Below are 22,040 nucleotides of genomic sequence, written 5' to 3'. Positions count from 1 at the left end.
GAATAAATGGACTAATTAGCATGAAGTACAGGAATGTTTATCAGCTTATTGCGGCTTTTATTTTTGCGTCATTGTTTGCAGCTCCCGTTGTTGCTGTGCAAATAACAAATACGAGTAATGGCTATGAGCAACATACCCGAGTATTAGCCTCTAAAGCACTTGCACAAGAGCGAACTGTAACTATTCAACTCCCTAAAAGTTACCATAAAAATATTGATAAAAAATACCCCGTGATTTATCGACTCGATGGTAAAGAAAACCTTGCTTATATGACGCCAGTTTTAGCGCATTTACATACCGCTTTTACTAAGGCCGCGCCTGAAGTCATTATTGTGGCAATTGAAAACACGGATAGGTTAAAAGACTTGTACCCAACTAAAAATGAGGAACCAGCAGGCCCCGTTGGTTTGGGTGGCGGCGCGGCAAGGTTTCTTGAATTTATTGAAACTGAGCTTATTCCATTGGTTAATGAGAAGTACCGTACTCATGATTTTAAAGTAATTTCAGGTGCGTCTGCTGCAGGCGTATTTGTACTTTATGCCCTTCAAACTAATCCTGATTTATTTCAAGCTCACATAGCTTATAGCCCAGCAGTGTGGTGGAATTACGGCGCTGCTGCAAAAAGCACTAAAGCATTTTTTGCCAATAGCAAAACATTGCCTAATTATTTGTATATGAATATAGGCCAAGAGAGCGGCATAATGCGAGAACGCTTCGACGATATGAATATGTTTTTAAAGGCGAACACTCCAAAGGCGCTTACTTTTATTAGTGAATCGTTTGATAACGTGCCTCATGGCCTTACATTTGCTGCGGGAGCATTTAATGCCTATCAAAAGCTGTTTTTACCGCTACAAATGCCAGTTAGTGCATACACAGGCGAAACTCATTCAATTGCTACATATTATCAGCGTTTATCTGCTCAACATGGTGAGGAAATTGCCCCTCAGGAATCAATGATCAGAGAGCTCGGCTATCATTTTGTAAATATAGGTGAATTAGATCAAGCCATAAAGATTTTTAAGTATGGGATCTCTCTTTATCCAAATACAGCAGATGCTTACAATGGCTTAGCATATGGTTATGAAAGTAGCGGAATGTACCAAGAGTCTCTTGAGCAAGTAAAAAAAGCATTAGCCCTTGTTGATAAAAATTACCTTGGTTACGATGTTTACCTAGCTCGTAAAAACAGACTTATTGCGCTGTTACAACAATAAATAGTGGCTAATGGTATACCAGTATAGTTTATAAATGTTCGCTTTTTGATGACGTGAGCATTTATAAATATGATTAACTCACCTTATTTGAGCGTTTGTTCAAAATAAGTTAAGCTGCGAGTATATAAGCTAAATCTAACTTAATTTATTGCGGAGCAAACATGGCAACTACACTGGCATTTGACGTATACGGTACGCTAATAAATACTCATGGTGTACTTACGTTACTCGACGACATGATAGGCGACAACGCCCAAGTATTTTCAAATACGTGGCGAGAAAAGCAATTAGAGTACTCATTCAGACGTGGCTTAATGCAAAATTATGTTCCCTTTTCGCTTTGTACAAAACACGCCCTCGATTATGCCTGCCTAGCGCATAAAACTGACCTGAGTGAGGAACAAAAAGTACAGCTACTAGAGCGTTATAAAACCCTCCCCGCATTCGACGATGTAAAAGCAGGCCTTGAGAGCTTAAAAGCACAAGGCTATCGCTTATTTGCATTTTCCAATGGTGCTGTCGATGCGGTTCATACTTTGTTAGAAACAGCCGATATTAGTGATCTTTTTGAAGGCGTTATCAGCGCCGATGATATTAAAACCTTTAAACCAAACCCTGGTGTGTATAGCCATTTTTTACGTGAAGCAAATTCAACGGGTGCTAATACTTGGCTTATATCAAGCAACCCGTTTGATGTAACTGGCGCAATATCGCATGGTATGCGCGCCGCGTGGATTAAGCGCTCTGACGAGGCTATTTTTGATCCATGGGAAATACAACCGACCACTATTACAACCGACTTACTCGACTTAAAAGAAAAGCTAAAAAGCGTTAACTAACGGTAATTAGCATAAATATTTGAACTAATTTAACTCGTAAAATAAGCCCTCTGATTTAATAGATAAATAAGATTCTAGGGCGTGTTGACCTTTGTGGATTGAAATTTGTTCAATCTAGGGACGATTTAATCGCGGCGCGAGGTTTGTAACCTAGTGGGCTCGGTAACTGCTCCTGCGTTACTCTAATGGCTTACATCCCTGTAAGAATAAGTAAAAATCGAGCAACAAAGAGTTAATCGTCTCTAGAAAGAACCCAAAGGGCAGCGCATGTTTGGCATTTATGCTGCGTTATCGCCTATTTATGGGGAATAACCACACTACACAGGCTCTGCCTTGCCTAAATACCAAACAGTCTGCTGCAAAATAAATCACGAAAGGTCAACTCGCCCTAGTAATAACCTTTACACTTATTGTGCACGCACGATAGGTGTAAAGGGGGTTTACATACTAAATCTTCAGCAACCCCAAATAACCTCGTATATTTAATCCTAGAAAGCTATCAATGCCATTAAAATTTAAGTTTTAGTGGTTTTTTGACAGGATTCAGACTGTTTTTTATTTTAAATAAAAGTATCAAATCATTTAAAAATAATTTTTATTTTATTTAGTTATATTTTCCATCCTCTTTATTTTTTACAACCCACTGTTAAAAATAGATTTTATTGAAAGAGTTTAATATTTTTTAGAATATAAAAATACAGTAACTCATCCATTTTAACTATTGCAAATGAAAATTGTTACCATTAAGATCGCCGCACCCAAAATGAGTACCTTTAAGGAGCGAACGTGTCCCAGTCACAAAGCCTGCAACTAAATGCAGTCGAGAACCAACCCCTTTTTGAGCAAAACGAATTACCCCCTCAGTTTAATTTAGAGCAGTTTATTAATTACCAAATAGCATCACTACAAGGGTTATCTGCAGTGCAGCAGGCTATGGCCAAAGCACAAAAGCCGTTTTCTGGAGTGTCGGTAAGTACATTGGCTAAAACACTTAACGATGTTGATTTGTCAAAACCACTTGCCGATTTTCCGGCAGTGCTTGACGAGCTAAAAAGTGTTTATTTAGATCATGCTGTGTACTTTCACCACCCTCGCTATATGGCACATTTAAATTGCCCTGTTACTTATCCTGCTGTTGTGGCTGAGCATATTATTGCTGCTATTAATACCTCGGTAGATACGTGGGATCAAAGTGCAGGGGCAACGCTGATAGAGCAAAAGCTAATAGATTGGACTTGTCAAAAAGCAGATTTTCCTAGTACCGCTGATGGTGTATTTACCAGTGGTGGCACACAATCGAATTTAATGGCAATGCTTGTTGCACGTGAGGTAGCCGTTGAACGCTATGCGCCAAGGCATGAAGTAAAACTGCAAGGGTTACCAGCAATTGCATCTCGCTTTCGTATTTATTGCTCTGAGGTGGCGCACTTTAGTATTCAAAAAGCCGCTGCGTTATTAGGGCTCGGTTACGACGCGGTTGTACCCGTTGCAACCAACAGTAAAATGCAAATGGATTTAGATGCACTTAAAACAGCGGTTTCAACTAGTAAGGCGCAAGGCGAATTACCTATTGCAGTGGTGATCACCGCTGGTACTACTGATTTTGGCTCTATAGATCCCATAAACGACATTGCACTTTTGGCTAAGCAAGAGCAGCTATGGTGTCATGTAGATGGAGCGTATGGTGGCGGATTATTAGTTAGCGAAAACCACCGAAATGCTTTAAATGGCATTGAAAAGGTCGATTCAATCACAATCGATTATCATAAATCATTTATGCAGCCAGTTAGTTGCAGTGCATTTTTATTAAGCAATAAGCGCTACTTTAGCCATATTACATTATATGCCGATTACTTAAACCCGTTGGCTGAGGCTGGTAACGGCGTGCCTAATTTGGTTGATAAAAGCTTACAAACCACCCGCCGATTTGACGCATTAAAATTATGGCTTACGCTACGAACAATAGGCGAAGCGCCTCTTGGGTATGCGTTTGATAAAGTTATCGGGCTTGCGCGCCAAACGCATATTGTATTGAACGATCATCCCGATTTTGAAGTTATTAATTATCCTGAACTTAGCGCCTTGGTATTTCGCTTTGCCCCCGCTGATTTACAAACTGACCCAGACTTACTCGATGCGTTAAATTTACACGTGCGCAGCACTTTTTTAAAAACCGGCGAAGCCATGATTGCTCGCACTAAAGTTGGCGGGCGTCACTACCTTAAATTTACGTTACTTAACGCTCTATGCCAGCTTAGTGATATACGTGCCGTTATTGATCGAATCAGTGATATTGCTTGGCAGGCTTATAAAAAGGAGCAAGTGTAATGAATACTGAACCTTACGATTTTATTGCTATTGGCTTGGGTCCATTTAACTTATCGCTGGCTTGTTTAAGCGAACCTCTGGGTGAAGTTAAGAGTTTGTTTTTAGAACAACGCAGTCTATTTGATTGGCACCCAGGTATGATGCTTGAAGGGGTTACATTGCAAACGCCATTTATGTCGGATTTGGTGACGCTTGCCGATCCAACGAGCAAATATAGCTTTTTAAATTACGCTAAACTTAATAATCGCCTTTACCCGTTTTATATTCGTGAGAGCTTTTTTTTATTAAGACGTGAGTACAATTTATATTGCCAATGGGTATGTTCTCAACTTTCAAATGTGGCCTTTGAACAAACAGTTACACAAGTACAATTTTGTGAGCAAAGTAAATGTTATACGGTAACTTGCAACACACTAAATGGCGTGCAAAGTTATGTTACTCGCCACCTGGTGCTAGGAACCGGCCCTGCGCCTTATATTCCTGAGTGCGCAACGGCAAGTAACTCGGCTAATGTAATGCACAGTAGTGATTTTTGTCATCGCCTTGACGAATTAAAGCGAGCAAAGCGCGTAACAGTTGTGGGTGCAGGGCAAAGTGCCGCTGAAATTTATCAAACATTATTACAGCAAGCTGTACCCAATGGATTGCAGCTAGATTGGATTGCGCGTTCACCGCGTTACTTTCCGCTTGAATACACTAAACTGACGCTGGAAATGACCTCTCCTGAGTATGTAGATTATTTTTATAATTTAAAAACCGAGCAACGTGATTGGCTTAATCAAAGCCAAAAAAATCTGTTTAAAGGCATTAACGGCGATTTAATTAACAACATTTTTGACACGCTCTACGAGCAAAGTCTAGACGGCCCAATTACAACCACCTTTAAAACTAACAGCAAGCTCAGTGGCGTGAAAAAAATAGGTGAGCGATTACTTACAGATTTTTATCATCATGAGCTTGATCAACACTTTGAAATAGAAACCGATTATTTACTTTGTGCTACTGGGTTTAAATATTCTCGACCTGCGTTTTTAAATGGTATTTCTGAGCAGCTACCAAAAGATGCACACGGGCGCTATATTGTGAGTCGTGAGTATGCGGTTGATAAAGCGCAAAAGCAGGTTTTTGTACAAAACGCAGAGCAACATACGCATGGTTTTGTAACGCCAGACTTAGGCATGGCGTGCTATCGAAACAGCATTATTTTACGTGAAATTTTGGGCTATGCACCATACCAAGTAGAGCAAAAAATCGCGTTTCAGTGCTTTGATTTAAGTGATGTTGATACTATTGAACAGCAAAAGAGTAATGCCGCATGAGTTTACGCATTGCCCTTATTTTGCTGACGCTTATTTCGGTTGTATGCGATACCTTGCTACTGCCGTTTTACCCGCAATTTTTTGCCAGCGAATTTGCTATACAGGACCCTTCTCTGATTGGTTTATTTGTTGCTAACTGCTGTGTAACAGTCATGCTTGCTTTACCTCTTTGGGCTAAAGTAGCTAAAAAATATCATGAGCTGGCCTTGTGGTTAGTAACACAAGTTATTGCTGCCCTGCTTGGTGTGCTTTGCTATTTTGCAAACACGGCTTGGGAGTTTTGGCTTTACTACCAGTTAATGCTTGTTTTTAAAGCCAGTTATTTACTCATTTACCCTTTTGCACTGCGACTAGCGCAGCAGCGTCAGCATTTATCGATAATAGGTTTGTTTTCGGTTCTTATGCACTTTGGCGCTATTGGTGGCGCGTTAATTGGCGGCTACTTCTTAGGGTTAGGCGAGCCACGTTATGCGTTATTGCTAAGTGGTGCAGGCGATTTAATACAAGTACTTTTATGTGCCTATTTAATGGTTTCATTAAAAATAGGTATACGCCAACAGGCAATCGAATCTGAAAAACCGCGTACACGTACTCCTTACTTTATTTGGCAGTTTTGCTTTTTAAGTGTGGTGGTTTACTTTAGCGCATTTTTAATTCGGCCATTTTTTACAACCCATTGGCAAACATTAAGCGTGCAAAGTAGCCCATTTGAAAGCGCACTTGTTTATGCCATTCCTGCTTTTGCTGCGCTTTCTATGCTTATTTTTAATCACTTTAGACACCGTTTGTTATGGCCGACAATGAGCCGCAATTCTACGCTGTTGTGTGCAATGGCATTTGCAGCGCTTGGGCTTTACTTTCAGGCTCAGCAACAAGTGATGTTAGTTATTTTGGCTCGGGTTTTATATGGCATTGCGTTATTTCAAGTCATGGTGCTTTTAGAAGTAATGCTGTTTGCAAAAAGTGAGCCCGCGCATTATGGCAGTGACTTTTCTAAAGTACACATAGCGCAAAATGTTGGGGTTATTTTTGCCTCATTACTTGTGGGTGTGAGCGTAGAGCAGTTTTCTAGCACAGTGCCCTTTTACTTTGCAGCCATTGGCTTTACTGGGCTTGCATTACTTTTATTGTGGCGAGTTAAGTTTGCTGGTCGCACTGTACGTATTGCGTCTTAATTTTTCGGAGATTTTATGTATTTTTCATCATTTTCAACCACGCTTGAACATACCGGCAAGGTAACCATACGTTTATTGCAGCCAACTGATATGTCAATTATTTGTACTTGGCTTAAGCAACCTTATGCGCACTTTTGGGGTATGAATACCCAAACAGAACAGCAAATGTGTAACGCCTATCAAGACATTATTAGTAATACTCATCATCATGCATATGTTATAGAGCAAAATAATGAGTTATTAGCGCTCGTTGAGCTATACGATCCAGCGCAAGATAGTTTAATGACAGCGGCTTACAAAGCGCAAAAGCACGATGTGGGTATGCATATTTTACTCTCGCCAAATACTTCACCAAAACGCCATTTTAGTTTTGAAATGATGCAGTGCGTGCTACAGAGTATTTTTGCTAACAACGCAGCAGCGCGAGTGGTTGTAGAGCCCGATATAGCGAATAATAAAATTCATACCCTAAATAAACGCTTAGGATTTGTGCATACGCAGCACATTCAGCTTGGCAAAAAGCAAGCTTATTTAGGGTTTTGCGAGAAGGCTGCTTTTGACAGGCACACCCAATTATTTGCGCAAATGCTAATACCGTTAAATACTGATTATGTTAAGCATTCACATTGGCAGTGGGCTAATCGGCATTTGCAAAGCAAGGCATTAACGGAGCTTGTACACGAGCGCCTTTTAATAGCTGAGCAAATAAATCAAACGTGGCAAGTAAATGTTGAAGGAGGGTATTTTACCTTTAGTGGCCGCGCTATGGCGCTTAACCACATAGACATAGATGAACCAAGCTTATGTTTTTACAACTCAAGTGACGAGCAAAAGCCACTTGATGTACTTCGCTTTTTTAGTATGCAAGGGCCTTTACTTGGCTTAACGGGCGAGCGTTTGGCAACGTATCTTGAGGAATTGAATGCCACACTTGCCAGTGCATGCTTTAAACGTGAAAACAATACAACCAGTGCAGAGCAATTAGCGCAACAAGGTTTACAACAAATAGAATCAGCAATGAGCGAAGGGCACCCTGCTTTTATCGCTAATAATGGTCGTATTGGGTTTAGCAAAAGCGATTTTTTACGCTATGCACCAGAGGTTGGTAAGCACTTTAAAGTAATTTGGTTAGCAGCGCACAAAAGTGTGTGTACATTTGCGCATAGTAAATATTTTGCTGATTACGAGAGTCATATAAACGGTGAACTTGATTTAACTACTCGCGATCATTTTAGTGCCGCTTTAAAAAATAAAAACCTAAATTTAGACGACTATCTATTAATGCCTGCACACCCTTGGCAATGGCAAAATAAGCTAAGTGTTGTATTTGCCAACGAGCTGGCCAGTGAGCGATTAGTGTATTTAGGCCAAGGTGATGACTTGTATCAAGCGCAGCAATCTATTCGTACTTTATATAATAGCTCGCACCCGCACAAACCTTATTTAAAAGTAGCATTATCAATTTTAAATATGGGCTTTATGCGAGGGCTTTCTCGTGCGTACATGGCAGTAACGCCTCTTATTAACGATTGGGTGTTTGATAAAGTAAGTCAAGATACACAACTGAAGGCGACTAACTTTGTCGCCCTTAGAGAGTACGCTACGCTAGGCTACGCACATCACACATTTGAGCAAAGCGCATTGGGGGATACCGCGTATCGAAAAATGTTTGCATGCCTTTGGCGTGAAAACCCAAATCATAACCTCAACAGTGATGAACAATTAACGACTATGGCAGCCTTATTACACTTAGATAATAACGGCCAAAGTATGGTCGGGGCATGGCTAGATCAAAGTGGTTTGAGTACAAATAATTGGTTACAAGCTTACTTTAATGTGTATCTTATTCCTTTAGTTCATTGTTTTTACGCACATAAATTAGTGTTTATGCCGCATGGCGAAAACCTTATATTAAAGCTTAAAAACTCAGTGCCGGTAGGTGCTTACATGAAAGACATAGGCGAAGAAGTTGCACTGCTCAACAGTGATGAACAACTCCCTGAAAGCGTAAAACGTATTCATATTACTATGCCTAAAGAGCATGAGTTATTGAGTATTTTTACTGATGTGTTTGACTGCTTTTTTAGATATTTAGTGGCTATTTTAGTACGTGAAAAACGCATTACGGAGCATGAATTTTGGCAATGTGTATCGCAAAGTGTTAAAGCGTATCAGCATGCAACCCCTGCGCTAAATGAGCGATTTAAAGAGTATGACTTTTTTAGTGACGAGTTTGCTCATTCATGTTTAAACCGTTTACAGCTTGGAAATAATAAGCAAATGGTTGATTTAGCAGACCCTGCCGGTAGCTTGCAGTTTGCAGGAAGTTTAAATAACCCTGTGGCGTCTTCGCTTTATGGCTAAACACGGTACACTAGCGCACTTTTTGTTTAGTAGTAATGAGCCTGAAAATGGCCTTGTTCCTAGCTTAACATTGATGCGTTTATTAGCTCAACGTTGTAAGGAGCACTACCCAAGTGCTCCTGATCAATTTGTAAGTCGACATTTATTTTTGCAGCTATGCTGGCAAAGTATTTACGCTTACACCTATTGGTTAACAAAAAAGCAAAGTCCCGTTATGCCCACACACACCTTAGTGCATTTACATGGCGCGTATTGTCGGGGTTTAAGTTTTAGCCATGCATCAACTGCGAATAAAAAGATGCAATTTGCTGCGCTCATCCGCTTTTTCACGCAGGTAGGGCAATGGATTAATACCGACCTAGCGCTTAGTCAAAAAGAGCAAGGGCGATTATTGCTCGACACATTAAATAACGCTATACAGCGCGCAAATAGCTTAGCTATAGCACACACCACACATATTACTTACTGCCATAAGCAATTACATTCACTTATTTGCCAAGGATTTGAACTCACTATTTTATTTGAGCCTCTACCTTTGCGTTTAACGTGTTGTCGTTATTATTTGGCTGGATATGACAAGTGCCAAACCTGTCCAAAAAAGGATTCTAAAAATAATGAACCAACGTCTTAAAACCATCGATCTTGCCCGTGGTGCGAGCGTTTTTATAATGATCATCGTGCATACCTTGTGGATGTTCGCAACACCAGATCTGCAAGGTAGCAGTCTATTTGGTACTGTTATTCACATATTAGGAAAAGGCACTGCGTCTTTTTTAGTCGCAATGGGAATATCAATGGCGCTTTCGCGCAGGCAAGCGCCATGGCTTTTAGCAAAGCGCGGCGCTCAATTATTGTTACTTGGGTATGTTATGAACGCGGCTAAATTTTGGCTGCCTATTGAGGTGTTTAACACTATGCCTGAATCGTTTATTAATGCTTACGGATGGCAAAGCCCTTTAAATTCAGAGCAACTAAAATTTATGTTACTAACGGGTGATATTTTACAGCTTGCCGGTGTTAGTTTACTCCTGTTTGCAGTGCTTAATATTGCGCGCTGGAAAACATATTGGATTGCCACTTTAGCTGTTGCGATTGCATTAAGTAGTGAGTTTGTTCGAGGGTCTCAATTTGCGCTTTTACCCTATGTAAGTGATGTATTTTTTGCTAATAATTATCAAGTATACTTTCCGGTATTTCCATGGATAAGCGCCATATTAACGGGCTATGTTCTAGGGCGAATATATCAGCAAAAGCAAAAGGATGAGCAATACTTATACAAAGTATGTGCTTGGCTTGGTGGAGCTTTACTTATTGTTGGTGCTGCTTGGCTAGCCGTTGATTTTAAAGGTCAGTTTGGGAATTTCTTTCATTTAAACGGTGGGGGCATTAGTTATTTAATCGGTTTAAATTTATGTGCACTTGCGTTATTACAATACCTATTTGCCAATAAAAGTAGTGGACCTATTACACGTGCTCTTTTATATGCGAGCAAACATGTAACGGCTCTTTATGTTATTCAATGGGTACTTATTTGCTGGCTGATGGGAGTATTTGGTTACCATACTCTTACGCTTTGGCCAACGTTGTACTTAATGGTGCTTGTGAGTTTACTTACCTTTGCAGTACATAAACTCTATTTGCAAAGCAAACGCACTACTATAGGCGTTATGCAAAAAACTAAACGCACTGCTTAAAACTGTAAAGGGGCTTTACGGGCGCGACTTTAAGCGCCCTAGGGCGTGTTGACCTTTGTGGATTGAAATTTGTTCAATCTAGGGGCGATTTAATCGTGGCGCGAGGTTTGTAACCTAGTGGGCTAAGTAAAAACCGAGCAACAAAGAGTTAATCGTCCCTAGAAAGAACCCAACGGGCAGCGCATGTTTGGTATTTATGCTGCGTTATCGCCTATTTATGGGGAACAACCACACATCACAGGCTCTGCCTTGCTTAAATACCAAACACACTGCTGCAAATTCAACCACTGAAGGTCAACACGCCCTAGTTTGCTTTTATCGATTCGATAACTGTGTGCATGCGCTTTGCCATTGGCCTATTGCGATGATGGCACACATAAATATTCTCGCTAATTGGGTTGGCTAAATGGTGCGTTTTTATAAGCGCAGGTTTATTAAATGCACTAACTGCATGAGCAGGTAAAACGGTAAAGCCTAGCCCTAAACTTACAGGTTCCAATATTAAACTTATTTGGTTAGAAAACCCCGTCTGCTTTATTTGATCAACATGTTCAAATTCACTGTAGTTTTCGCTAAGTAAAAGCTGTGCATGGTGTTTTGCATCAGGGTGACCAATAAAGCCAAGTTCACATAAAACCTCCCACGTTGGGTTTTCAATATTTGCGGGGGTCACTAATAATAAAGCTTCTTTACCTATTTTGTGGCTGGTAACTTCACTAAGGGTCGGCATTTGGGTTAAAAAACCTATATCGGCGCTATAGTTTGCCACGGCTTGCTCTACACTTGTGTTTGGTGCAAAGCGGTAATCAATAGTTAGCTTTGGGTGCGTAGCTTGTAGCGCTAATAACTGGCTGTAAAATTGTAGCCCACAACTCCCCGGTGATTGTATTTTTACCAGCCCGCTGTAAGGCAAATCATCTTTTAATTGTTGTTCTAAAAATTGCCATTCTTTTAATAACAAACTGCCTTGCTGATATAAGTTTTGTCCATGCACGGTGAGCGAAAACTGCTTGCCGTGGCGCTCAAGTAAAGCGCAGTTAACTTGTTGCTCTAGCTTTTTAATATGCTGGCTTACGCCAGACTGCGTCATAAATAAGCGTTCAGCCGTTTGAGTAAAGTGATTTACCTCAACCAAGGTGCAAAATGTGTTTAACCATGTCAGATTTATCATTACAAAACGTACTCAAAATGATGATTAATGATAATTTTACTTAATGTTGTTTGGTTCGTAAACTAACTCCATCAACTAGTCACAAGATAAGTTAAAGAGGAAGCATTATGAGTCATACATACCCACGTAGTTTTTCGCACATTGGTATTTCGGTCCCCGACGTTGAAAAAGCCGTTGAGTTTTACACTAAGGTTATGGGTTGGTACACAATAATGGAACCCACTTTAATAACCGAAGACAAAAGCCCCATTGGCGAAATGTGTACCGAAGTATTTGGTGAAAAATGGGAAAAATTCAAAATAGCGCACCTTTCAACAGGCGATCGTATTGGTGTAGAAATTTTTGAATTTAAAAACCAAGAAAACCCAAAAGACAACTTTGAATACTGGAAAACAGGCATCTTCCATTTCTGTGTTCAAGATCCTGATGTAGAAGGCTTAGCAGAGCGTATTGTAGCAGCAGGCGGTAAAAAACGTATGCAAGCCCCGCGCTATTATTACCCTGGCGAAAAGCCATACCGCATGATCTACATGGAAGACCCGTTTGGCAACATCCTTGAAATTTACAGCCACAGCTACGAGCTAATTTACAGCGCAGGTGCTTATTAAATAACACTTAGCTAAATAAAAAAGGCCGCCGTATTTATTACTGCGGCCTTTTTTTCAGTTATAGCGCTTTTATTTTTACTAATCGTGAGGGTATACGGTGCCGTTTTTATTTATGATCGCGCTCCACTGCTCTATTATTTCATTTGCACTGGCAAGTTCACTTTCGCTAAGTTGCGGATACTGTCGCTGCTCAAACCACGCATAGCGATTATAAATATCATTATTATCGGTGATTTCCATAATTAATCGGTTTAGCGCGTAAGACTTTGCAAAACTTTTTTCACCAAGTTGCTGTGAATAATACACATTAGATAAAGAGATTAATGCTTTTTCACTACCATGTTGAGCAGCGTATTCTAAAAATACTATTTTTTGTTTATTAAAATTATCCCTTTTTTGAATGAACTCAGCGCGTTTTAGTGTCGAAAAACCTTGCGACTTCATAAAAAACTCAGCCGTTAGATTAACAAATGACTCTTGTGCGGCGACAAACCCATTTTTCGCTGCATCTTCTAAATACGCATAAAATTGGTGACGCTCAATACTATTAATGCCCTTACAATAATCAAACTTTTCTATTTTACTATCAGCGGCTTCGCCGACATCACTGTACTGAGAGATTTGTTCTAGCTCAGCTTGTAGAGCGTTGTCATCAATTGGTGCCGACAAACAATACCTTAAGTTTGTAGCGATGATATATTTTGCTTCGTTATCACCATCGTTTGCTGCCGCTTGTAAGCGTTTAAAGTGCTCCCTAAACTCCCCTTGAAGTTTCCATTGCGGTCTGGTCATAATAACTCGCTGATACTTACCTTCGCTTGATGAAAGGGCACTGTTAGTCACCTTTTTGTTGGTCAGTAAGTCAGTATTGACTGCTTTTTTAGGAGTTTTTTGAGGTAATACAGTTAAATAATTAGAGGTTTGCTCTGCTGAAGTCGGTGGATCCGACGCTTTATTGTAAAAATAACCGACAGTACATAACAGTAGAGAGACTATTAAAAATATAGATAGATAAACCCACCTTGGCTTATGCATGTTATTGTTTTTCAAGCCACTTACCTTAGCAAGACGAATGTAATTCTGGTAATGAAGATGTGTGTCATCCTAAATGGTTTTTAATAGAGTCGTGTATTCTAGCTTTAAATTTTTATCAGCTGTTTTTACCAATTAAGTTTTTTAGCTACTTTTTTAGCACCACGAATAAATGACTCAGGTTCATCTTTTGATAATATTCCATCTACAAATTCATTTGATGTAGTAACTACTCTGATAGTCGATTTTTCTGAATTGATGATTCTTAAAAACTCTTTCTGATTTATTGTGAAAGTCTTTTGTCCTGCGGCTCTTCCCATAAGATTTGTATCTGTAATTGAACTCTGAGCACTTGATTTAAGTTCTGTTATTTCACCATTAATATTAATTTTTACGGAAGAAGGTATACTTCCAATAGTTTGAACACTAAATAAAATTGTTTCAGAATTATTTTCACTCCACTCTATATTTGCCCAGATCAAAGATTCAGGGCTCGCCCAGATAGACTCCTTATACACTTTACCTGGTGACATTGTAATTCGTTTTTTTCCATCGAAAGTATCAACTTTAGTTTCGGTTGTAGCTGCACACCCAACTATAAAAAGTAATAGAAAATAAGTACTATATCTTTTTAAATATTCAGTCATTTGAGTAAATCTTTTTATTGTAAGTTAACGCCATTTTTGAGAAACAGCTAACGAGTCTGTCGATTAACTCATTTTCATTAATGGTTTAACCATAACTGAGTTCCTATTCTGGTTCAATCGATTACTGTACTTTTACGCAGAATATAAAAAGAGTTTGATATTGTTTTAATTGATATCTTAGAAGGTATAATTACTAAACCAGACAACCACGCTAGTTGAAGGAACAGTACAGCCCCCTGATTAAAAAGTGCAAAATTTAGCATGGGTGTATTGTTTATTGGTCTTTCATTACAGGAGGCGAACCGCTCATTACACTTCCTGCTAATAAAAAGCGCATGACGGGTGTTATGTGGGCTGGAGGTTAGAGCCCTCCAGCTACTCGGTTAGCAGTAAATTTTCATGGGTATATCTTTAATACCTGATTTTTCTCTTACTTCACCGGTAGGTGTGAAACCTAACTTAAGATATACATTCTTAGCATTTAAGGCCGAATTAACAGTAAAAACACCTTCATTGCCATTTTGATGACAAATATTTTTTGCGTGCAACCAAAGCTTTTTAGATAATCCTCTGCCTTGGTGAGAGTCTGAAACAAATAAATGATAAAGGTGGCAATTATTCTTGATACCTATTACTCCGATGACTCTGCTATCATATTCAACAACATGGTATTGATAGCCATCATTAATATACTGTTTGATAGAATCCGGTGCCATTGAAGCAAGCAATAATTTACCACCTTCATTCGAACAACTAGGCAAAATATACTTTTCAGCTAGTGTTGAAATTAGTAAACTAATTTGACTTGCATCGTTCTGAATAGCCTCTCTAATGGTCATATAATTCCCTATACTGCTAACAATTTATCGCGATCGTGCATATTTTTGCCGATGTAACGCTCACTTTCCTATTTTATATAGTTTTAACAAATTACCTAAAATATTGCTATTACTGAGTTTTTAATTGTTTTTAGGCAAAGCTAAATGGAACAAGATGTGTCCCTTGCTCATTTCCCTAAATATGTAAGCACACAACTGTTTGTTTACTCAATTAATTATTGCATTTAGTCAGGAGTAATGTCGGCTTATCGCTTTAGCATGAATACGTTATATAAATACCACCAAAACCATAGTGCTGGGTAGCTCAACAAGATCGTATTTTGTTTCTAAAACATTACGACGAGTCGCTTTTGCCTGCGCTGCGTGTTTAGCCACGGCAAACTTAGGTTGTTACTGAATTACTCTGTTGCGCGCCGCTAATATTAAACACGGCTAATTTGCTTTTAAAGGGTTTTTATTGAGTGGTTTTTATACTAGCGGGGATGTTTACATCACGTTAGTATGGAGCTCTATTAAGTTACAAAACGATAATTACATGACCTTAAAAACAAACGCATTAATTTATTTTTTAGCCTTTTGCAGTGGTTTTTGCATTATGGGGATTGAGCTTTTAGGAGGGCGAATACTTGCGCCTTTTTTTGGAAGCAGTGTACATATTTGGGGCAGCATAATAACGGTGTTTATGCTTAGCTTGTCGTTTGGGTATTTACTTGGCGGTAAGTTAAGTACTAAAAATGCATCGCTTACTAAATATGGTTTAATATTTTTAGTCGCCAGTATTATGGTGGTGCCTATTACGTTATTTTCGCAGCCAATAATGGAGTTTATATTCACGCATATTGAAGATAGCCGCTATGGTTCGCTGTTAGCTTCAACGGCATTATTTTTTATTCCAACCGTTATTTTAGGCATGATTTCGCCCTACTCTGTACGTTTACTGGTAACCGATAGTGATAAAAGTGGTCAAGTAGCGGGCCGTTTATACTTTGTAAGTACACTTGGCAGTGCGCTGGGTACTATTATCACTTCTTTTTACTTTGTACTCGCGTTTGACGTAAATACCATTATTGGCGCTTTTGCTTTAACACTAGGGTCGTTAGGTTTGGTGGCTATGGTTATTAATACCTTGGCGAGTAATAAGGAACTTGCCCATGCTTAAATATTTTTTACTGCTGTTAATCGTGTTTTCGGGATCGACGTTTAGCAAAGTTATTCATGAAGAGCGCTCGCTTTACCGTAATATTATTGTTGAAGAAACTCGGGACCTACGTTGTCTTAAATTTAATACTAAAAGCAGTCAAACAAGCCAAAGCTGCATGTACAAAAATGACCCCGACAAACTTGTTTTTAACTACACTAAACTTACTTTTTCCAGTCTTTTAGTAGCCGATAATCCTAAAAATGTACTTATTATAGGGTTAGGCGGAGGTACGCTTTCTAATGTTATTCATGAACTATATCCAGAGGCAAAAATTCATAATGTAGAAATAGACCCCGCAGTGACTAAAGTTGCCCGCGACTACTTTAACTTTATAGAAAATGATTTGGTGACATCAAGCGTGCAAGATGGTCGTATTTTTATAAAGCGCGCTGCAATAAAAAAACAACAATACGATTGGATTATTTTAGATGCCTTTAATGGCGACTATATTCCAGAGCACTTACTCACTAAAGAGTTTTTTGAAGAAGTACAAAGTGTATTGGCCGACGGCGGTATAATTGCTGCTAATACGTTTTCTAGCAGTAAACTATACGAGCATGAATCGGCAACTTACCACGCTGTATTTGGCGATTTTATAAATGTAAGCCGTGAAAATCGCAGTAATCGTATTATTTTAGCGGGACTTAAAGCGCCGCCTACTAACGAGCAAATAAAGGCACGGGTTAAAATACTTGAGCCTCGTTTGGCAAAATACGGCATTGATATAAAAGCAATTAGCGAATTTATGTATTTTACAAAAGACGGTCAAGATTGGCCTGCTGATACCAAAGTACTCACCGATCAATACTCGCCAGCCAACCTACTTAATTTTTAAGATGCTTTATAAAGCTGTAAATAATAAATTAGTTACTTGAGCGCGATGTAAAATAGCACCGACAAGTATGGCGTTTATTTTTATTTAGGTGAGGTTTTATACCTCGCTTATATTTCTTACTACAAATCTTTAATTCATTTTTAACTAATATATTTACGTTGTTTATTAAGTAGTGATATTATAGTTAGCCTGCTAACTAATTGAGCGCGCTATGGTTAAAAACATTCCATTTTATGAAACTCTTGATTTAACACTTTGCGGCAATATGGGCCGTGTGCACCGCTTATGCCGTGAGGCGATAACTATTGCTGTTGAGCCTTTAGGGTTAACGCAGTCGCGCTGGACAGCCCTAATGCATATAAATATGCTCAAAGAAGGCATTACTCAGTTAGCGCTGGCACAGAGTTTAGGCATAGAGATGCCGTCGCTTACCCGCACACTTAAACAGTTAGAAGAACAATCGCTGATTGTGCGCCGTGTAGATGAGCACGATAAACGCAGTAAAAAACTTTATTTTACCGAGCAAGGTCGCAGTATTTTATACACCTTAAATGAGCGAATAACAGATATTAAAGCACAATTATATAGCGGTTTTAGCCATGCACAGTTAGATGCGATGGCATACGGTTTGGTAAAAATGGAAGAAAACGCTCTAAATTGCATTAACTCTCAAGCAAAGGCTAAAAATGACACCTGATCAAAAATTTGCCCGCTATGTAAGACTCTCCCTCATTGGGTTTGCTTTAGTGTTTATTTATTATTTAATGGCTGATATTTTTTTACCTGTAACACCTCAAGCGCGCGTATATCATCCTGTTGTGCAAATATCACCACAAATAAGTGGTCGAGTAACCAATGTGTTAGTAAGTAACAACCAACCTGTAAAGTCTGGTGATGTATTGTTTGACATTGACCCAGGTCCTTATAATTTAGCGTACGAACAGGCTCAGCTGGCGCTTGACGATGCTAAATTACAAAACAAGCGACTCGATACAAATGTTAAAGCACTTGAAGCGCAAATAAGTGCAGCAAAAGCTAAACAACATGAGCAAAAATTACTAAAAAGTCGAGGCGAAAAACTCTACAAACAAAACTCTATATCAGAGCAAAAGCTTGAAAGCATTCGTGCTAATTATCAAGCAAGCAAATCCAATGTAGCAGCGTATGAGGCGCAATTAGCAGAAGCTATTCTAGCCCGTGGTGAGTTGGGTGAGCAAAATTTAGCAATGCGCCATGCTGCAAATCAGTTAGCACAAGCCGAGTTAAATTTATCGTATACGCAAGTGCGTGCCTTGAGTGATGGCATAGTTGCTAACTTACAATTGCTTGATGGTGCATATGCCGTTGCAGGTAAACCGTTATTAGCGATTGTGGCTAAAAAAGCGGACTTAGTTGCCGATTTTAGAGAAAAGTCACTTCTGCACATGAAGCGCGGTAGCCTAGCAAAAGTCGTTTTTGATAGTCGCCCAGGAGAGGTTTACGATGCAACACTTGAAACATTTGAGGCCGGTGTCAGTAATGGTCAATTAAGTGCCAATGGCTTATTAAGTACTACTGAGACTAGTAACCGTTGGGTGCGTGATGCGCAGCGTCAACGTATTCATCTAACATTAGTTAACAATCAAAGTTTAATTGAAAATATGCCAAGTGGTGCACGTGCTACAGTGCAATTACTGCCAGAGTCAGCTATTGGGCAGTGGTTTGGCGCAGCGCAAATTAGGTTTATTAGTTGGTTGCACTACATTTATTAATGGAGAAGGTATGACTCAAGTTGTTAGCCAAGGCCCACAATTAGATTCTAATGGCCTTCGCCAAGCACTGCGTATTGCCGGCGGATGCACTATTGGTTTTGCTATTAGTAAATTGATGAATTGGCCAAACGGTATATTTTTTACTGTTTATCCTATGTTGTTACTCGGCATGGTACCTACCTTAAGCCGTGGCGTTATTAACCAATTTATAGCGTCGGCGGCTTTTAGTGCATTTATAGTGCTTATAATACAGGGGCTATTTTCTCACTTGCCTGTCGTTATGACGCTACTTGTATTTGGCATATTTTGTTTTTTATTTCATAAAATGAGTAGCGGTAGCGCCTTTTTATTTGGTGCTTTAGGCGTGGTTAGCCTTTCAATTCAACTGCATTTTTCGAGCTATGTTGATCAAGGCAGTAGTATCTACCCGCTGATTTTAAGTAACGGTTTGGCTATTATTTTAACCGTAATTATTGCCGCGATAATGCATGGGGTGTTTCCAGATGTAACCGCACGTCCTGGGCGAGTAATGCCAGCTAAACCTAAAGAAAGCATCCGCCATGAAGTGCTACTTTGCGCCAGTGTGGCAACGCTTTCGTTTGTAGTTTTTCAGGTGCTTGATTTACAAGATTCAATTTCAGCACAAGCGGCCTCAGTACTTATTTTATTTTCATTGTGTTGGAAAGCAGCAGGTATGGCAGGCTGGCAACGTGCAATTGGTACATTGATTGGTTGCAATGCCGCGCTGTTATCGCAGTTGTTTTTGTACAATCACACCGATTTTTTACTGTTTCCGGTGGCTATATTGTGGATTTTATCGTTTGTATTTGCACGATTCCATATTTTAGGCGGCGGTATACCTGGTATAGGGTTTGGTGTATTAACCACATTTGGTATTTTATTTGGTCAGTCATTAGGCCCAGGGCAGGACTTAATTTACAGTGCGTTGTATCGATTTAGTTCGGTATCGGTGGCGATTATTTTAAGTTTATGTGCTGTATATGTTATGCATCATTTGCTTAATCGCTTTAGTGCAACGCGCCATCATACCTTTGATTAAATAAACTTTAATTATTAAGCCATTTTAAAAACTGCGTTTTTACACGCCAGCAAGCTGCGCGTCTACCAGTTAACAAGGTTGCAAATTTTGTAGACGTAGAGCTTGCTCACGTAAGAAGCAAAGCTTCTAATTATTGAGTTGTTTTAAAAACTGCGTTTTTACACGCCAGCAAGCTGCGCGTCTACCAGTTAACAAGGTTGCAAATTTTGTAGACGTAGAGCTTGCTCACGTAAGAAGCAAAGCTTCTAATTATTGAGTTATTTTAAAAACTGCGTTTTTACACGCCAGCAAGCTATGCGTCTACCAGTCAAAAAGGTTGCAAATTTTGTAGACGTAGAGCTTGCTCACGTGAGAAGCAAGGCTTCTAATTATTGAGTTGTTTTAAAAACTACGTTTTTACACGCCAGCAAGCTGTGCGTCTACCAGTTAATAAGGTTGCAAATTTTGTAGACGTAGAGCTTGCTCACGTGAGAAGCAAGGCTTCTAATTATTGAGTTATTTAAAGGCTTCGCGTTTACATGTTAAATTTTCACACTGCCACGCAATGCCTTGTTTTGGCCGTGCTTGGTTTTTTTATCCATGCGTTTACGTTGAGAGTTTCGACTTGGCTTGGTGGCTCTTCGAGCCTTGTTTACTACTGTAGCGTTTAAAATAAGGTCTTTTAAACGTTTAAGTGCATCGTCTCGATTAAGCTCTTGTGTACGATGGCTTTGTGCTTTAATGATTAACACGCCATCTTTAGTTATTCTAGAATCTTTTAAAGCGAGTAAGCGTTCTTTGTAAAAGTCAGGTAATTTAGAGCGGTTAATGTCAAAACGTAAATGTATAGCACTTGCTACCTTGTTAACATTTTGACCACCGGCACCTTGAGAGCGAATAGCGGTAAGCTCTAGTTCCCACTCATCAATTGTGACTGTATTTGAAATTGTTAACATTGTATTTAGCTCTCGTTGTTAAAAATGCATTATATCACCTGTACATAGACTTAGGGTGAATCAACTAAAATCCTAGTACTTTCGTTAACTCCCATGAATTGTACTGTAAAATTCGCTAATGTATTGTTTTGTGTTGGCACATGCAGGTATTTAGTTTCTAATTGAACTGCCCTATTTGTTTAGGGCTTTATAAAATAGCCCCCGATAATAGGAAATACCCATATGAAAAAAATACTCGTATCACTTAGTTTGTTAGCAATGAGCTTCTCTGGTTTTGCAAAAGACATCACCGAAGGTGATTTACAAAGCTACATGAAAGCACTACCTGCGGTAACAAGCTGGGCGAGCGCTCAAGATTCTTTAAAAGGTATTGATTTAGGAAGCATGTTAGGTGCATCTGCTGATCAAACAACATCAGAGCAAAGTTCGTTAGCTAACAGTGCACTAAGTATGATTAAAGAGTACGACTTGTATAAAAGCTTTGAAGGTGTGACGAGCCGTTACGGTTTTACACCAGAACAGCTAATTACTGTCGGCTCAGAAGTGTCTATGGCTTACATCGAAAACCTTAAGTCGGGTTTATCTGACGAAAACAAAGAAACCGCTAATAAATTAATGGGTGGTTTTCAAAGTATGAAAAGCGTTAAAGACAAAGGCGCTAGCTCGCTAATAGGCTCATTGGGCAATGCATCAAGTGCCGCTAAATCAAGTGAGCCAGTTGTTAGCGAAAGTAATCTTGAGCTTGTGAGTGAATACATGCCGCAACTTAAAAAGCTTTTCGCTCTTTTATAAGCTGTATTGCTTTATATAAAAAGGTGGCATTTGCCGCCTTTTTGGTTTCTACCTATATAATATTTTTTAATAACAGCAAGTGATTACAAAGTTTATGCTTTGCCTTACACCAAACTGCATAAATCTTTGATCAATTTAACGAATTAAATTGCACTATAACGTCGTTAAAAATTTTTTATTTAGAACAACTAGATACAAAAATTTTTGCCTAGTTCTAGCGTAATTTTCTTAAC

20 protein-coding genes are annotated in these 22,040 nt (G+C 39.2%); 15 read left to right on the top strand and 5 right to left on the bottom strand.

The features are described 5' to 3' along the window. Window positions 1-20: 20 nt before the first annotated feature. From H5119_RS16725 to H5119_RS16690, 8 genes are all read left to right on the top strand, one after another. On the top strand, window positions 21-1,217 hold the full coding sequence (locus tag H5119_RS16725; RefSeq protein WP_182703030.1) for an alpha/beta hydrolase-fold protein: 1,197 nt from the start codon (window positions 21-23) through the stop codon (window positions 1,215-1,217). Between the two features lie 161 nt (window positions 1,218-1,378). Then, complete coding sequence (locus H5119_RS16720) at window positions 1,379-2,056, top strand: haloacid dehalogenase type II (protein WP_182703029.1); 678 nt, start codon at window positions 1,379-1,381, stop codon at window positions 2,054-2,056. A gap of 786 nt (window positions 2,057-2,842) precedes the next feature. Further along, window positions 2,843-4,384 carry an aspartate aminotransferase family protein gene (locus H5119_RS16715; RefSeq protein ID WP_182703028.1) on the top strand — a complete coding sequence of 514 codons (1,542 nt, stop codon included), beginning with the start codon at window positions 2,843-2,845 and terminating at the stop codon, window positions 4,382-4,384. Beyond that, a complete protein-coding gene (locus tag H5119_RS16710) occupies window positions 4,384-5,703 on the top strand; it encodes a lysine N(6)-hydroxylase/L-ornithine N(5)-oxygenase family protein (protein WP_182703027.1) in 1,320 nt (439 codons plus the stop codon). Before H5119_RS16715 ends, H5119_RS16710 begins: the two co-directional genes overlap by 1 nt. Then, a complete protein-coding gene (locus tag H5119_RS16705) occupies window positions 5,700-6,878 on the top strand; it encodes an MFS transporter (protein ID WP_182703026.1) in 1,179 nt (392 codons plus the stop codon). The genes H5119_RS16710 and H5119_RS16705 overlap by 4 nt, the downstream gene beginning before the upstream one ends. Window positions 6,879-6,893: 15 nt before the next feature. Further along, on the top strand, window positions 6,894-9,242 hold the full coding sequence (locus H5119_RS16700) for a GNAT family N-acetyltransferase (RefSeq protein ID WP_182703025.1): 2,349 nt from the start codon (window positions 6,894-6,896) through the stop codon (window positions 9,240-9,242). Then, on the top strand, window positions 9,235-9,873 hold the full coding sequence (locus H5119_RS16695; protein WP_182703024.1) for a (2Fe-2S)-binding protein: 639 nt from the start codon (window positions 9,235-9,237) through the stop codon (window positions 9,871-9,873). Before H5119_RS16700 ends, H5119_RS16695 begins: the two co-directional genes overlap by 8 nt. Continuing rightward, window positions 9,857-10,936, top strand: a complete 1,080-nt coding sequence (locus tag H5119_RS16690; protein WP_182703023.1) for a heparan-alpha-glucosaminide N-acetyltransferase domain-containing protein — start codon at window positions 9,857-9,859, stop codon at window positions 10,934-10,936. The genes H5119_RS16695 and H5119_RS16690 overlap by 17 nt, the downstream gene beginning before the upstream one ends. Window positions 10,937-11,240: 304 nt before the next feature. Here the strand turns inward: H5119_RS16690 and H5119_RS16685 are convergent, their stop codons facing one another. Next, a complete protein-coding gene (locus H5119_RS16685; protein WP_182703022.1) occupies window positions 11,241-12,107 on the bottom strand; it encodes a LysR family transcriptional regulator in 867 nt (288 codons plus the stop codon). 107 nt (window positions 12,108-12,214) lie between these two features. Here H5119_RS16685 and H5119_RS16680 point away from each other — a divergent pair, with 107 nt between their 5' ends. Further along, entirely contained in the window at window positions 12,215-12,715 is a 501-nt protein-coding gene (locus H5119_RS16680) for a lactoylglutathione lyase family protein (protein WP_007378784.1), read from the top strand. 78 nt (window positions 12,716-12,793) lie between these two features. On the opposite strand, the gene H5119_RS16675 is transcribed toward H5119_RS16680, so the two are convergent. The 3 genes from H5119_RS16675 to H5119_RS16665 form a co-directional block, all read right to left on the bottom strand. Continuing rightward, window positions 12,794-13,765: a hypothetical protein gene (locus tag H5119_RS16675; RefSeq protein WP_182703021.1), complete on the bottom strand. Its 972-nt coding sequence runs from the start codon at window positions 13,763-13,765 to the stop codon at window positions 12,794-12,796. Window positions 13,766-13,875: 110 nt separating this feature from the next. After that, window positions 13,876-14,394 (bottom strand): hypothetical protein, encoded by a 519-nt coding sequence (locus H5119_RS16670; RefSeq protein ID WP_182703020.1) that lies wholly within the window; start codon window positions 14,392-14,394, stop codon window positions 13,876-13,878. A 383-nt stretch (window positions 14,395-14,777) separates the two neighbouring features. Then, window positions 14,778-15,233, bottom strand: a complete 456-nt coding sequence (locus tag H5119_RS16665; protein ID WP_077535380.1) for a GNAT family N-acetyltransferase — start codon at window positions 15,231-15,233, stop codon at window positions 14,778-14,780. A 535-nt stretch (window positions 15,234-15,768) separates the two neighbouring features. Here H5119_RS16665 and H5119_RS16660 point away from each other — a divergent pair. From H5119_RS16660 to H5119_RS16640, 5 genes are all read left to right on the top strand, one after another. After that, window positions 15,769-16,392: a fused MFS/spermidine synthase gene (locus tag H5119_RS16660; protein WP_077538782.1), complete on the top strand. Its 624-nt coding sequence runs from the start codon at window positions 15,769-15,771 to the stop codon at window positions 16,390-16,392. Next, on the top strand, window positions 16,385-17,269 hold the full coding sequence (locus H5119_RS16655) for a spermidine synthase (protein WP_182703019.1): 885 nt from the start codon (window positions 16,385-16,387) through the stop codon (window positions 17,267-17,269). The genes H5119_RS16660 and H5119_RS16655 overlap by 8 nt, the downstream gene beginning before the upstream one ends. Before the next feature lie 211 nt (window positions 17,270-17,480). Beyond that, a complete protein-coding gene (locus H5119_RS16650; RefSeq protein ID WP_182703018.1) occupies window positions 17,481-17,966 on the top strand; it encodes a MarR family transcriptional regulator in 486 nt (161 codons plus the stop codon). Next, window positions 17,956-19,020, top strand: a complete 1,065-nt coding sequence (locus H5119_RS16645; RefSeq protein WP_182703017.1) for an HlyD family secretion protein — start codon at window positions 17,956-17,958, stop codon at window positions 19,018-19,020. The genes H5119_RS16650 and H5119_RS16645 overlap by 11 nt, the downstream gene beginning before the upstream one ends. A gap of 10 nt (window positions 19,021-19,030) precedes the next feature. Further along, on the top strand, window positions 19,031-20,080 hold the full coding sequence (locus H5119_RS16640) for a DUF2955 domain-containing protein (RefSeq protein ID WP_182703016.1): 1,050 nt from the start codon (window positions 19,031-19,033) through the stop codon (window positions 20,078-20,080). A gap of 521 nt (window positions 20,081-20,601) precedes the next feature. Here H5119_RS16640 and arfB read toward each other — a convergent pair. Continuing rightward, window positions 20,602-21,015, bottom strand: a complete 414-nt coding sequence (gene arfB, locus H5119_RS16635; RefSeq protein ID WP_182703015.1) for an alternative ribosome rescue aminoacyl-tRNA hydrolase ArfB — start codon at window positions 21,013-21,015, stop codon at window positions 20,602-20,604. 222 nt (window positions 21,016-21,237) lie between these two features. Here arfB and H5119_RS16630 point away from each other — a divergent pair, with 222 nt between their 5' ends. Then, a complete protein-coding gene (locus H5119_RS16630; RefSeq protein ID WP_182703014.1) occupies window positions 21,238-21,807 on the top strand; it encodes a short-chain dehydrogenase in 570 nt (189 codons plus the stop codon). The last annotated feature ends 233 nt before the right edge of the window (window positions 21,808-22,040 follow it).

The sequence above is a fragment of the Pseudoalteromonas sp. SG45-5 genome (assembly GCF_014164085.1).
GTDB lineage: Bacteria > Pseudomonadota > Gammaproteobacteria > Enterobacterales > Alteromonadaceae > Pseudoalteromonas > Pseudoalteromonas aliena.
The sequence above is the reverse complement of the archived record's forward strand: the minus strand, read 5'-3'. Positions and strand labels throughout refer to the sequence as shown.

Excerpts from the sequence above, each read along its gene's own strand:
- H5119_RS16725 (WP_182703030.1), top strand. The coding sequence starts at position 21 with ATGAAGTACAGGAATGTTTATCAGCTTATTGCGGCTTTTATTTTTGCG.
- H5119_RS16720 (WP_182703029.1), top strand. The coding sequence starts at position 1,379 with ATGGCAACTACACTGGCATTTGACGTATACGGTACGCTAATAAATACT.
- H5119_RS16710 (WP_182703027.1), top strand. The coding sequence starts at position 4,384 with ATGAATACTGAACCTTACGATTTTATTGCTATTGGCTTGGGTCCATTT.
- H5119_RS16705 (WP_182703026.1), top strand. The coding sequence starts at position 5,700 with ATGAGTTTACGCATTGCCCTTATTTTGCTGACGCTTATTTCGGTTGTA.
- H5119_RS16700 (WP_182703025.1), top strand. The coding sequence starts at position 6,894 with ATGTATTTTTCATCATTTTCAACCACGCTTGAACATACCGGCAAGGTA.
- H5119_RS16695 (WP_182703024.1), top strand. The coding sequence starts at position 9,235 with ATGGCTAAACACGGTACACTAGCGCACTTTTTGTTTAGTAGTAATGAG.
- H5119_RS16690 (WP_182703023.1), top strand. The coding sequence starts at position 9,857 with ATGAACCAACGTCTTAAAACCATCGATCTTGCCCGTGGTGCGAGCGTT.
- H5119_RS16685 (WP_182703022.1), bottom strand. The coding sequence starts at position 12,107 with ATGATAAATCTGACATGGTTAAACACATTTTGCACCTTGGTTGAGGTA.
- H5119_RS16680 (WP_007378784.1), top strand. The coding sequence starts at position 12,215 with ATGAGTCATACATACCCACGTAGTTTTTCGCACATTGGTATTTCGGTC.
- H5119_RS16670 (WP_182703020.1), bottom strand. The coding sequence starts at position 14,394 with ATGACTGAATATTTAAAAAGATATAGTACTTATTTTCTATTACTTTTT.
- H5119_RS16665 (WP_077535380.1), bottom strand. The coding sequence starts at position 15,233 with ATGACCATTAGAGAGGCTATTCAGAACGATGCAAGTCAAATTAGTTTA.
- H5119_RS16660 (WP_077538782.1), top strand. The coding sequence starts at position 15,769 with ATGACCTTAAAAACAAACGCATTAATTTATTTTTTAGCCTTTTGCAGT.
- H5119_RS16655 (WP_182703019.1), top strand. The coding sequence starts at position 16,385 with ATGCTTAAATATTTTTTACTGCTGTTAATCGTGTTTTCGGGATCGACG.
- H5119_RS16650 (WP_182703018.1), top strand. The coding sequence starts at position 17,481 with ATGGTTAAAAACATTCCATTTTATGAAACTCTTGATTTAACACTTTGC.
- H5119_RS16645 (WP_182703017.1), top strand. The coding sequence starts at position 17,956 with ATGACACCTGATCAAAAATTTGCCCGCTATGTAAGACTCTCCCTCATT.
- H5119_RS16640 (WP_182703016.1), top strand. The coding sequence starts at position 19,031 with ATGACTCAAGTTGTTAGCCAAGGCCCACAATTAGATTCTAATGGCCTT.
- arfB (WP_182703015.1), bottom strand. The coding sequence starts at position 21,015 with ATGTTAACAATTTCAAATACAGTCACAATTGATGAGTGGGAACTAGAG.
- H5119_RS16630 (WP_182703014.1), top strand. The coding sequence starts at position 21,238 with ATGAAAAAAATACTCGTATCACTTAGTTTGTTAGCAATGAGCTTCTCT.